Source organism: Desulfopila aestuarii DSM 18488, from assembly GCF_900143695.1.
Taxonomy (GTDB): Bacteria; Desulfobacterota; Desulfobulbia; order Desulfobulbales; family Desulfocapsaceae; genus Desulfopila; species Desulfopila aestuarii.
The window spans coordinates 37,181-50,033 of record NZ_FRFE01000009.1 but is presented as its reverse complement, the minus strand read 5'-3'; the positions used below and the strand labels follow the sequence as shown (position 1 = coordinate 50,033).

The 12,853-nt window shown below is 46.7% G+C and carries 10 protein-coding genes; 8 read left to right on the top strand and 2 right to left on the bottom strand.

Annotation, left to right across the window (positions count from 1 at the left end):
• Positions 1–22: 22 nt before the first annotated feature.
• On the bottom strand, positions 23–400 hold the full coding sequence (locus BUF15_RS10590; RefSeq protein ID WP_073613454.1) for a hypothetical protein: 378 nt from the start codon (positions 398–400) through the stop codon (positions 23–25).
• Between the two features lie 262 nt (positions 401–662).
• Between BUF15_RS10590 and BUF15_RS10585 the strand changes: the two genes are divergently transcribed.
• Entirely contained in the window at positions 663–881 is a 219-nt protein-coding gene (locus tag BUF15_RS10585) for a hypothetical protein (RefSeq protein WP_073613453.1), read from the top strand.
• 279 nt (positions 882–1,160) lie between these two features.
• Here the strand turns inward: BUF15_RS10585 and BUF15_RS10580 are convergent, their stop codons facing one another.
• Positions 1,161–4,013, bottom strand: a complete 2,853-nt coding sequence (locus BUF15_RS10580) for a bifunctional diguanylate cyclase/phosphodiesterase (RefSeq protein WP_073613452.1) — start codon at positions 4,011–4,013, stop codon at positions 1,161–1,163.
• A gap of 704 nt (positions 4,014–4,717) precedes the next feature.
• Here BUF15_RS10580 and BUF15_RS10575 point away from each other — a divergent pair.
• The 7 genes from BUF15_RS10575 (at position 4,718) to BUF15_RS10545 (ending at position 12,698) form a co-directional block, all read left to right on the top strand.
• On the top strand, positions 4,718–5,260 hold the full coding sequence (locus tag BUF15_RS10575; RefSeq protein ID WP_073613572.1) for a MarR family winged helix-turn-helix transcriptional regulator: 543 nt from the start codon (positions 4,718–4,720) through the stop codon (positions 5,258–5,260).
• Positions 5,261–5,345: 85 nt separating this feature from the next.
• Positions 5,346–6,935 carry an ABC transporter substrate-binding protein gene (locus tag BUF15_RS10570; protein WP_073613451.1) on the top strand — a complete coding sequence of 530 codons (1,590 nt, stop codon included), beginning with the start codon at positions 5,346–5,348 and terminating at the stop codon, positions 6,933–6,935.
• A 148-nt stretch (positions 6,936–7,083) separates the two neighbouring features.
• Positions 7,084–8,040, top strand: coding sequence for an ABC transporter permease (locus BUF15_RS10565; RefSeq protein ID WP_073613450.1), 957 nt, complete (start codon positions 7,084–7,086; stop codon positions 8,038–8,040).
• Positions 8,041–8,056: 16 nt separating this feature from the next.
• Complete coding sequence (locus BUF15_RS10560; protein ID WP_073613449.1) at positions 8,057–8,875, top strand: ABC transporter permease; 819 nt, start codon at positions 8,057–8,059, stop codon at positions 8,873–8,875.
• Positions 8,876–8,910: 35 nt separating this feature from the next.
• The gene (locus tag BUF15_RS10555; protein WP_073613448.1) at positions 8,911–10,548 is read left to right on the top strand and encodes an ABC transporter ATP-binding protein; all 1,638 of its coding nucleotides are present in this window, start codon (positions 8,911–8,913) and stop codon (positions 10,546–10,548) included.
• A gap of 131 nt (positions 10,549–10,679) precedes the next feature.
• The gene (locus BUF15_RS10550; RefSeq protein WP_073613571.1) at positions 10,680–11,786 is read left to right on the top strand and encodes an alcohol dehydrogenase family protein; all 1,107 of its coding nucleotides are present in this window, start codon (positions 10,680–10,682) and stop codon (positions 11,784–11,786) included.
• 66 nt (positions 11,787–11,852) lie between these two features.
• Positions 11,853–12,698 carry a hypothetical protein gene (locus tag BUF15_RS10545; RefSeq protein ID WP_073613447.1) on the top strand — a complete coding sequence of 282 codons (846 nt, stop codon included), beginning with the start codon at positions 11,853–11,855 and terminating at the stop codon, positions 12,696–12,698.
• Positions 12,699–12,853 lie beyond the last annotated feature (155 nt).

Genomic DNA, 12,853 nt, shown 5'->3' with positions numbered 1-12,853 from the left:
CGAGCTGCGGCAGCCTGGGTGATTAATACCCACTACCAACAATCAGGTTATCTTTTGTTTTTCTAGCGTAGGTGTGCTTAATTTTGCCCTGCCATTCATACTCAACCCATACCCCTTCCGGAGTTGCTACAGCAAGTGCCTCGTATACAGGAGGAGCCTTCTCTGCCAAACTCTCACCGGCAAGCGAAGGATGCACAAGCAGTGTTCCGCTTTCTTCCATGATAAATGCATAAGGCTCATACGCGTTTGGGGCAAAATCTTTAGCGCTTGTGCCACTTTCGATTGCCATGACAATGGTATCGACATTCTTGCTGATAGCGGCTTCATCTACCTCCGCAAAAGAGACTGCAGCAATACACAGAACAGAAATCAGGGCCAGAGCAACTGTTAATCTTTTCATTGTGTTCTCCTTGTTGGAAAACAGCAGCCAAATCCCCTGTACCCATGCGTACAGGGCTGTGCCGTTTTCATTTTTCGGGTTGCAGCTCACGCGCGCATAACTTGAAACTGTGAAACGCAATCGTACTAACCCCAAGATTGCATGGGGATGATAATGGCGGTGATAAATGAAAAGAAAATGTTTTTCAGGAAAGACTTAACAAACCGGTATACCGTGTTTTTCATCTTGATCAAGAAAACGATCCTATCTAATTGATGCATGCATGGCAACCTATTTCTTACGATTATTCCAGATTGCTTGCCTGCACCCGGTTGAAATGGGACTCAAGGATGTCGTCGATTTCATTACTACCGGGGATTCGGAAGATCCAGAAGTGCCAGGAACAGTAAACGAGACGGAGGGCATTGGCGAACTTGGCCTGACCGATGATGAGGTATGGCAAATTGTCGCCTTTTTGAAAGCGTTGACAGATAAGAAATAAACGCAGCAGATATTTCATCAACACCATAACACATACAGTATTTGGTTTGTATTATGGTGGGTGAGGTGAAAGAAGGTGATAAGATTTCGTTTTCTCAGGTGATCCCAAAAGAGGGCCACTGCGCCCCACCGTTCCCACGCAATAACGCATATTTTAGTCAACAGGTACCAGCGAAAAACAACTTTGTCTTTCAATTCTATTCAAGCACGCTAGATCCCCCACGACAGAAAGAGATTTTTCCATTGATGAAGCCAATTATCGCGCAAAAAAGCGAGACCACTACCCATTTTTCACCCCAGTAGAGTGCAGCCATGAACGGAAATCTTCCAGTCTCATAGGTTTGGCATAATAATACCCCTGGCCATCGTTACAGCCAAGCTGCCGTAAAAAATCAACCTGCTCTTTCCCCTCTACTCCTTCTGCAACAATCTGCAAATCAAACTGTTTGGCGAGCAAAGCGATAGTCCGTATCAACTGTTCGTCATCCCGGTTTTTGCCGATTCCGGAAACAAATGACATGTCCACTTTCAGAGTGCTCAGCGGCAACTGTTTGAGATACTGCAGTGAGGAATAACCGGTACCAAAATCATCGATGGAAATGGTAAAGCCGGAATCGACAATGGTCCTGAGCAACGATAGTACGTGATCGGTATTCTCAAATAGAGTAGACTCGGTGATTTCCAACTCGATAAATTTGGCAGCAAGCCCGCTATTGCGTTGCAAGGTCAAAAGATCATCTAAAAACGTAACCGATTGCAATTGTATCGGCGAAAGATTAACTGAGAGTTTCAGTTCATACCCATCCTCAATGAGCGCGGCCGTTTCGCTGAAGGCCTTTTCATATAATTGCTGCGACATCTGAACGATCAACCCTGAATCCTCAGCTACAGGGATGAAATCGCCAGGCGATACCAGACTCCCGTTCGACAGCCAGCGGGCCAGGGCTTCCATTCCCGAAACCATGCCGGTCGCCAAATTGACCTTGGGTTGGTAGAACGGAATAAATTCACTCTTCTTCAATCCCTCACGGATTTTTGCCAAATAGTTGATTTTTTTCTGCACCTCGGCTTCCATTGCCTGATTATAAAAAGAAAGACTGTTACCCTTTGTTTTTTCGGCATTATTGAGCGCCAGCATCGCCCGGTTAATGAGTTCCTCTGCTTCGTCGGCATCTTCTGGTGACAGAGCAATACCAATACTCATCGTCATGTAAATGAGCTGCTCACCAACTTGAAGAGGGTCTGCACAGGCGGAAAAAATTCTTTCAGAGATCGACAGAGCAAATTTTGCGGAAGATTTTCCCGTCTTTGCCAGAATAACGAATTCATCTCCACCGATACGTCCCAAAGTATCCTCAAGCCGGAGGAGAGGCCGTAACCGCTCGACAACCAGCTGTAGCAAACGGTCTCCCCCCTTATGCCCCAAAGAATCATTAAACGTCTTAAAGTTGTCCAGATCACAGATCAGACAAATCAGCTTTTCTTTTTTTCTCTTGCACTCGGAAAGCATCTGACGAAGCCCATCCTGAACCATGAGCCTGTTGGGCAATTCGGTCAGCTGATCATGGTAAGCAAGATAATGGATTTTTTCCTGCTGTCTCACAAGTTCGGTAATGTCATTGAACACGGCCGCATAATTGCTGATCTTACCTGACTTATCCTTCACTGTGCTGATCGTAAGCCACTCAGGGTAGATCTCACCATTTTTTCGTCTATTCAAGATCTTGCCCGACCAAAATCCCTTTTCCTTCAGCATCGCCCACATCTCTGCATAAAACTCAGGTGGATGTTTTCCAGACTTCAATATCCTCGGGTTCTGTCCCACCGCTTCTTCCGCCGAATAACCGGTGATCTTTTCAAAGGCGGGGTTTGTACGAACTATAGTTCCCTCACTATCGGAGATAGAAATACCTTCGACGGTATTCTCGAATATTTCCTTATAAATATTCAGATCAAGGCTTGTCTTTCTCTGTTCCTCCAGAAGTTCACGGAGTTTTTCATTGCGATCGTTAAGCTTTTTCAAATACTGGGAAAAAAGGTCTGAAAGCGCTTCGATTTCATTTTTGCCGGAAACGTTCTGTTCTTCACGAACGGACAGGTCCTGCTCCGCCGAAATCTGTTTGAGCAGTGCGTTCAGCGGGCCAGTAATGGACGTGCTCAGATAGTAAGAGATTACAAGCGCAATGAACAGACCAAGGCAAACCAAGGCCCAAAAGAGTTTTTTGAGACTCTGCAATGGCCCGTAGAAATCGAGGACATAGCCTGAGGCAGCGACGAGCCAGCCGAATTGATCGATTGTATCAAATACGGCGACTTTTTCTCTCTTCTCATTAATTTGCGGGTCAGTCCATTCATAAAAAAGCTTTCCCTGTCTGGCGCGTAACATTTTATCAAAGAGGTCTCGATACTCATTGTCCTTGGCAAGAACATTGCCGGACAAGGTTGGATGCGCCAACACAAGACCACTCTGGTCAATGACAAAGGGATAGCCATGCTCTGATATCTTGATTGACATGATTTCATCCCGAAAATCGGTAGGATTGATCAGCAGACCAAGCTCATCCCGGTACGCGGTCACAGAGATAATCCAATCCCAAGGGTCGAAATAGTCCATATAGAGGACTTTTTTCCTTGGTTTTGCTTCTCCAGGATTCTGCCATTCATATTCGAGAAATCCCTTTTTCCTGTTTATCTGCTCTTTGACAAAATACCACTCGCTTATGTCCGTGCCCTGAAGCAGACTTACCGGATGGGACAGAAGCACACCGTTGGAGTCGATAATATAGGTGTAGCCTGTGCTGCCTATGGTTTTGGCCAGTATCCTTGAACGAGATTCCTGCTGAGCCTCATCTTTACTGACCTCCCCGGAAAGGCTCCGCATATACTGCATGTTAACCGTTGAAAGATGCTGTTCAGCAACAGCTCGGAGATAGGCACGGCTTGACAGCGTAGCAGAAGTCTCAACCACCTGCCGGATGCCTTTGACGGTTTTGACGAGATTTTCATCAAGATGCCGGGAGATGACTCCATCTATCAGAACATAGGCTATCCAACTGCCCAGGAAGAACAGTAAAAAAAATGCCGAACATACTGTGAAAAAAATGGTGTAGCTTAATCTTGCCTTATTAAACATACTCTCTCCTGAACGAGCAGAGAACCATGGTGCTAAAACCAGATATGACTCGCTTTATAACTGTTCGCCCTCCATCACCTTTGCAGAGCAGATCCTTCATTGTATTCTACGACATCACATAGCATATACCAGCATGAACAACATTCTCAGTCCAGGCATAAACACGAGTTGGTGCGTCAATCTCTTCCCGTGACCGCAACTGCAATCTTCGACAATTATCCATTATCTCAGAAACAGTAATTTTTTTCAAAGACGTGTAGTAGACTGAGATAACCGCACATTTCCCATTCACAGCCGAAAGCCCCTGCCAGACATCAACCATCTTTATCCGATTCTGCGATCATCCACTTACGATATTGAGCAGTGAACCCTTCCACATCCGATCGATCCGCCCAATTGGAGATATGGCAATTCATGAGAATGGGGGCGCAGACTGTAGGAATATCACACGCGACAAGCTGGGGGGGCTCATACAGGAAAGGCTCTCTTTAACGCGTGGATAGAGCATAAAATTACAATCTTCCATGCACCCGGCGATGTGTGCTGCGTTTGGGTTGCCAACTTGACACTACATCGTATCCAATGTATCCTATTGGTCGTAGAAAAATTAGATATACAACGTAAACTTAATCAATTAATTTATAGCCAATATGTAAGAGCATGCTGGTTTTGTGCGCATATATGCTAAGTATCCAATGTATAATATGGATGATAATGAACAAGTAGAGAGAGAAACACCGACGACTGTTTCAGATAATGTGCTGATAAGCCTGAGGCGTATTATTCAGGCGATCGATTTGCACTCCCGCCAACTGGTACGGCAGCATGGTATTACCACACCGCAACTCATCATCTTAAAACAGATACATGACAATCAACCCATAACTGTGAGCAAAGTTGCAAAGCAGATAAGTCTCAAGCAGGCGACGGTAACTGACATTTTGAACCGTTTAGAGAAAAAAGGACTTGTTCAGCGTGAGAAGGACACGGGTGATCGCAGGCAAGTCTTAGTCAAGGAAACGGATGCCGGGAAGCGCTTACTTGATGCAGCTCCATCGCCTTTACAGGAGACATTTCTTAATAAGTTTGAAAATCTCGAGGAATGGCAAAAACATATGATCCTGTCATCCCTACAATTGCTTGGCACACTCATGACTGACGATGCGGTCGTTACAGCTGCACCAATATTGTCAACCGGGATACTTACCGAGACCATTGAAAATGGATCTCTGGGTGGGAAATTTTAAAGAGTAGCTGTACTGGACATCATCTATTGTATTTCTCATTGCCTGATATGAAAATGAAATCACAAACCTAAAAAGAGGAAAATCTATGGTTGGATTAGAACTGTTGCAGAGACTGCTTTCAGAGGGGAAAGTTTCACGAAGAGAGTTTATTGCCCAAGCCGCAGCACTTGGTGCAACAGCAGCATTCTCCCAATCAATATTCGCATCAAACGCATTCGCCGGTGACGAGCCTCGTCGCGGTGGCCGTCTGCGAATCGGCATTTCCGGCGGGTCTACCACCGATACTATCGATCCGGCGGCCAGTACGGATATGATGAACCAGATCCTGATCAATGGGCAACTGGGAAACAGTCTGGTAGAGATCGATCATGAAAATAAACCAATCCCAGAGCTTGCCGAAAGCTGGGAGAGCTCACCCGATGCCAGAATCTGGAATTTCAAACTCCGGAAAGGAGTAGAATTCCATAATGGTAAGACAATGGATGCCGATGATGTCATTCACTCCCTTAATCACCACAGGGGAGAGGACACAAAATCAGCTGCCAAGGTCATTGTCGACTCCATCGAAGAGATTAAAAAAGAAGACAAGTATACCATCTCGATAGTCCTGAAAAGTGGCAATGCTGACTTTCCATTTCTGTTGAGCGATTACCATCTTATTATCGCTCCGGCGACGAGTGATTTTACAGACGGTATTTTCAGTGGAGGTTATATTCTCCAGCAATATGAGCCGGGTGTTCGTGCTTTCGCTACAAAAAATCCCAATTACTTCAAAAGTGATAGAGCATTTTTTGATGAAGTGGAAACTCTCGGTATCAATGATGTAAATGCCAGGACCAATGCGCTCAAAACCGGCCAGATCGACATTATGAACCGGTGCGAATTGAAAACGGTCCATCTTCTCAAGAAAATGAAAGGTATTGAGATAATCCGACAAAACGGATTTAAGCATTATACCTTTGCCATGCAGTGTGACACAGCTCCCTACAACAGTAATGATGTGCGGCTGGCACTGAAATACGGTGTGGATCGAGAAAAACTGCTCGAGACCATCCTGCGCGGCTACGGTTCCATCGGTAATGATCACCCGATCAGTACGGCTAACCGCTATCACGCATCGGAACTTCCTCAGCGCCAGTTTGATCCGGATAAGGCCAAGTTTCATTTAAAGAAGGCTGGAATTACAGATGCTTCTTTTGATTTTCACACTTCCGAAGCCGCTTTTTCCGGGGCGATCGATGCAGGCGTCATCTACAAGGAAACCGCTGCCAAAGCTGGAATTACTATCAATGTGGTCCGGGAGCCAAATGATGGCTACTGGTCCAATGTCTGGATGAAAAAGCCATGGTGTGCAGTGTTCTGGGGTGGACGCCCAACTGAAGATATGATGTTTAGCACGGCATATGCGGCCGATGCTGCCTGGAATGATACATCCTGGAAGAATAACAGATTTAACGAATTGCTTGTGACCGCCCGAGCTGAACTCGATGAAGCTAAACGTCGCGCCATGTATGTCGAAATGCAAAGCATTGTTCGAGATGATGGTGGTGTGGTTGTACCAATGTTTGCGGCAGATCTTGCAGCAACATCAGACAAAATAGCCCATGGCCCGGTATCCGCTAACTGGGAACTCGATGGGCTCAGGGCTCCTGAGAGATGGTGGTTTAAATCCTAGTCCCGCTTTCGGTCTTCAGGATTGTCTTCAGGACCCTTCATTTTTATTAGGTGAGGTCAAATTTAGAGCCTGAAATAACAGAGGGATTCCTTACTCTGGAATTCCTCCGTTCGTTTCTGTCCCTAGAGTAAGACTGAGCCTCTGCTTTATGAATAAACTTGCTGCAATGATCACAAAACGCATCGTATTCGGTGTGTTGACCCTTTTTGCGATTTCCCTGTTGATTTTCGTCGGAGTGGAAGCTTTGCCTGGTGACCTTGCCGAAGCGATTTTAGGACAAAATGCCACCCCGGAAACGATACAGGCTTTTCGAACGGAACTGAAACTGGATCTCCCTGCACATGAACGTTACTTTGCCTGGATAAATGCTTTTGTCCATGGCGATCTTGGCAAATCACTTGCCAACGGACGCCCTATCGCGGAGGTTATCGGCTGGAGATTCGCCAACAGTTTATTATTGGCTGGGGCAACGGCACTGTTTGCCATTCCGCTTGCGATCATTCTTGGTCTTCTTGCCGCAATTTACCGCGATTCCTGGTTTGATAAATGCATTTCAATGGTCACATTAAGCGCAATTTCTCTGCCGGAATTCTTTGTGGCGTACATCCTCATAGCACTCCTCTCGGTTCAGATTTTTCTCTTTCCAAGTATCAGCAACATTAACGATCAGATGTCTGTTTTCCAGAAGATGCACGCCATTTTTCTCCCCTGCCTGACCCTTGCCTTTGTCGTCGTTGGCCACATGATGCGAATGACCAGAGCTGCGATTATCAATGTCCTATCCAGCCCATTTATAGAAATGGCAAAACTGAAAGGCATAGGTCGTAAACGGATAATCGTCAAGCACGCCTTACCAAATGCTCTGTCTCCAATTATCAATGTCGTGGTCTTAAATCTGGCCTATCTTGTTGTGGGAGTAGTGGTTGTCGAGGTTGTGTTTGTTTACCCCGGGCTCGGTCAGTTACTGGTCGATGCAGTTTCAAAAAGAGATTTACCAGTTGTTCAGGCCAGCGGCTTAATATTTGCGGCCACCTATGTCTTTTTAAATCTGACTGCGGATGTTTTATCAATGCTCAGCAACCCAAAGTTGAGAAACCCACGGTGAGGAGTAGCTCCACCCAATGTTCACGTTAATACAGCAAGCACCTTTAAGCGCAAAAATCGGCATGGTGATAATTTTACTTAACCTGCTCACCATACTCTTGGCTCCTCAGATGGCGCCATACGGTGAAACAGAACTCGTTGGTGACGTATGGGCACCGATGAGTTCCGAGCACATGTTAGGCACCGACCAGCTAGGGCGGGATATGTTAACCCGCGTCGTCTATGGAGCCAGGAACACCATCTCCATAGCTCTGACCATCGTTTTTCTTTCATTTGTCGTGGGCTGCAGTTGTGGCCTGCTGGCAGCTACGATGGGCGGCTGGGTCGATCAGACGATCGGTCGGTTAGTCGATATTATCATGGCTTTTCCTACACTCATCTTTGCACTCATGGTGCTCTCAGTTATGGGCACGTCAATTCCCACGCTGATTGGCGTTATTGCCATACTTGATTCGACCAGAGTTTTTCGCGTGTCCAGAGCGGTGGCCATGGATATTGAGGTAATGGATTTTGTTGAAGTTGCCCGCTTACGAGGTGAAGGGTTGTGGTGGATTATGCGCAATGAGATTCTGCCAAATGCACTGCCACCATTGATTGCTGAATTTGGTCTTCGCTTCTGCTTTGTATTTTTATTCATTAGTTCATTGAGTTTTCTTGGGCTGGGTATTCAACCACCCACAGCAGACTGGGGATCCATGGTCAGAGAGAATGCCGGCGCAATTTCGTTTGGCATCTATTCACCCATGTATCCTGCGGCAGCTATTGCCATCCTGACCATCGGGGTCAATCTGGTAGTTGACTGGATGCTCAACCGAAGCAGTCTGTTACGAACGTAGCGATATCGGTAAATTAGAAAAAGAGGACACGTCTCATGGTAGCACTTCATGACATTAACAAACAAAAGCCACTACTTGATATCAAGCAACTGAACATTGAAGGTTTTGACGGTGAAAAGTGGAGTTCCATCGTCAAAAATATGGATATGAAATTGATGCGGGGTGAGGTGCTGGGCCTTATCGGTGAATCCGGGGCAGGGAAATCCACACTCGGCCTTGCAGCCATGGGGTATACCCAGACGGGCTGTCGGATTGCGTCTGGATCAATTCATTTTGACGGGTTAAGCCTGACTGATGCACCAGAACAATCAGTAATCGAACTACGCGGTTCACGCATTTCCTATGTAGCGCAGAGCGCAGCAGCATCATTTAACCCGGCCCATAAACTCATTGACCAGTTTGCAGAAGGTCCGGTTCAGCATGGGATTATGTCCTATACTGAAGCGGTCGAAAAGGCCATTGACCTGTTTCGCAGATTGGATCTTCCCGACCCTGAGAATATTGGCTTTCGCTACCCCCATCAAGTATCAGGGGGGCAGTTGCAAAGAGCAATGGTGGCAATGGCAATGGCCACCGATCCTGATATTATTATTTTTGATGAACCAACCACTGCGCTTGATGTGACAACACAGATCGAGGTACTGGTAGCCATTAAAGATGTTATTAAAGAACTCAATACCGCGGCTATTTATATCACTCATGATCTTGCAGTGGTTGCCCAGCTTGCCGATCGCATAATGGTTTTGCGACATGGCAATCTTATAGAAGCTGGGGATGCAAGGCAGATGCTGGATAATCCTAAAGAAGATTATACCCGAAGGCTTCTGGCTGTCAGGTCACTTGGGGAGGAAAAAATCCGCAACGAAAAAGACCCCAACGTAATTCTCGACATTAACGGCGTTTCAGCTGGATACCAAAAGGGCGTCAATATTGTGCAAGATATTAACCTCAGGGTGAAGCGTCGTAAAACAGTAGCGGTTGTCGGAGAATCAGGAAGTGGCAAGACGACCGTTGCCAGGATTGTCACGGGCCTGCTTCCTGCCAGGGGAGGCCAGATTTCATTTAGCGGAGAGAGGCTTTCACCAGATCTCGCGTCACGGGATCGAGAATGTCTGCGACGCCTGCAGATGATTTACCAGATGCCGGATGTGGCGCTCAACCCCCGCCAAAAAATAAAGACGATCATTGGCCGTCCGCTCTCTTTTTACTTTGGCATGAAGGGAAAAGAAGTCACTGCCAGAGTAAAAGAACTCCTCGGCATGGTAGAGCTTCCAGAAAGCTATATTGATCGCTATCCTGCTGAACTTTCAGGTGGAGAAAAACAGCGGATATGTATTGCCAGGGCTCTTGCCGCTAACCCCGATCTTATCATCTGTGATGAAGTAACATCGGCACTTGATCAGCTCGTAGCGGAGGGGATTTTAAATCTGCTGCAGCGTTTGCAAAATGAACTCGGCATATCCTATCTCTTTATTACCCATGATCTCGCTACGGTTAAAGCTATCGCTGATGAAATTGTTGTTATGTACAAAGGGCGTATAGTTGAGCAAGGACTAAAAAGTGAGATTCTTAAACCACCCCACCACGATTATACACAGCTCCTTCTTTCATCGGTGCCAGAGATGGATCCTGACTGGCTTGATAATCTCCTTGAAGAACGGGCTGCAGCATAATATTTCTGGCATTGTTCAGGTAAAAATCATTGCAGGCTGATCTTTTAGAAAAGACAGAGGATGGCATGACAGACCAACGAGAAGCGATTCCGCAAAAACATCGGTTTGATATCAAAGGGTGTAAAGTAACAATGAAAGCGGTTGTCACCAATGGTAATGGGGGATATGAGGAGCTCGAATATAGGGATGTTCCGATTCCAACATTAGCTTCAGGTGAGGTCCTGCTCCAGGTTCTTGCCGCTGGAGTAAATAACACTGAAATCAATACCCGTCTTGGTTGGTACTCCAGCAAGGTCACTGCCGGAACAGAAGCTCTGACGGCTGAGGAGAAAGAAAAGGCCAAAGAGCAGGCAGATGGTGGATGGAATGAATCAACGCCATTTCCCTTTATTCAAGGAACCGACTGTTGCGGGCGAGTCGTCACTGTCGCTCCGGGTGGAGATGAAAGCATGATTGGTCAGCGTGTACTGGTGCGGGCCTGCATGCGAAGTTCTGGCTGGGAAAGCCTCGAAAATATCTGGATGGCCTCAGATTTTGATGGTGCATTTGCGCAATTTGTGAAAGTACCCGCCGAAGAGGTTTTTCCAGTAAACTGTGACTGGAGCGATGCTGAACTTGGTACAATACCTTGTGCCTATGGGACTGCTGAAAATATGCTCCATCGTGCAAAAGTGTCTCGTGGTAATCATGTATTAGTTGCCGGGGCATCCGGTGGTGTCGGGTCCGCTGTTGTGCAGCTTGCCAAACGTCGTGGGGCAACGGTAACAGCCATAGCGGGTAAGGAAAAACTTTCCCAGGTAAAGTCAATAGGGGCCGATCGGGTTATCGCTCGCGGTGAAAACATTGTTGCCAGTCTTGGCGAAAAATCTGTTGATGTCGTTGTCGACAACGTTGGCGGGACTGCCTTTGGTGAGATGCTGGAAGTCTTAAAACGAGGTGGGAAGTTTGTGTCTTCAGGTGCTATCGGTGGACCTCTCGTGACCCTTGATATGCGCACGTTTTACCTCAAAGACCTGACCCTGATCGGATGCACGGCCTGGGATGAACCCGTCTTTCCTCATCTCATTTCATATATTGAAAAAGGCGAGATACGGCCACTTCTTGCGAAAACCTTTCCGCTTGATCGCATTGTTGATGCTCAGCGGGAGTTTACAGAGAAGAAGCATGTGGGAAAATTCGTGCTCATTCCGCCTGCGCCCGACAACAAGCAAAAGAGTTTGCTTGCCATTACGCTCTGAGATTCTTTACGCCTGAAAAGGTAGTGTATCTGATGCTGAATTGTGCAACAGGAGCTATCAGGGAAAATGCGTAAGATAGTCTTATTTCGTTTCAGTCGCTTGAAGTCGATCGAATATAGCGATCAAGAGCTGACGCCTGAGAACTGGTGCGAGAAACAACCGTGCATGAGGGTTAACATCGCTTCGCGGGAAATCATTCTGACCCAGCCGACCTCAACGTTTTTTGTCTACCTGCTTGGCGTTCTAACCACTGGTATCGGCATCTACTTTCTCTTGATTCGAGGTAGCGAGCTTTCTCGTCTCTGGTGGGGTATTTCACTTATACTATGGGGGATCGGTGCGCTTCTTGCCGGCACCAGCTACCAGGCATTTGCTTTTGAGATCAAATGTCGGGGGCGTTCCAAGTGCAGCTGGACGAGTTGGTGGGAAGTGGTCTACCTCATGCTTCAGCAGGTGAGTGTCAACGCAATGCTCGTTGCGGTTGCCTATTCCTGCACCAGTGGAAGAGTACTCAACATACTCTTGGGTTATGCACTGCTCAGCTCAGTGGTATATTGTCTCATGATCCTTGTCGGAGCGCTGGTCCCGATTAAATCATGGCTCACGTTCAATGTGATGGTCTGGGTTTCTGTCCCGGTATACCTTCTCACGGTTCTTATAAATGGCTCACGGTATTATATGTTCGGCAGCCAGATGGATCTCGTTCTTCTTGGCACTTGGGCTCTGCTGCTTCTCACCAGCATCATGTATTGTATGTATGATAACCTGGGTCTTACAGAAAAACTGTGGGCAAGAGGAAAAGGTCTTTGGTTTTCCCAAAATGATGTACTGCATGTCGGCCTTATTCTCTGGGTGATCTATATAGGCATAGCAGTAGCCCACCAGATTACTGATTACTCCGTGCCTGTTTAACCTTACGGTAATGATCCCTATCATTTCGGCAAAACTGCGGAAGCAAACAACCTTTCAGAGGTGTATGCAATGAGGTCCTGCCACTTATGAAAAACTTCTAAAGCAGCAAGGATGAGTCGGGTAACACACAAAACACAAGTCGGGAGTTAACAATT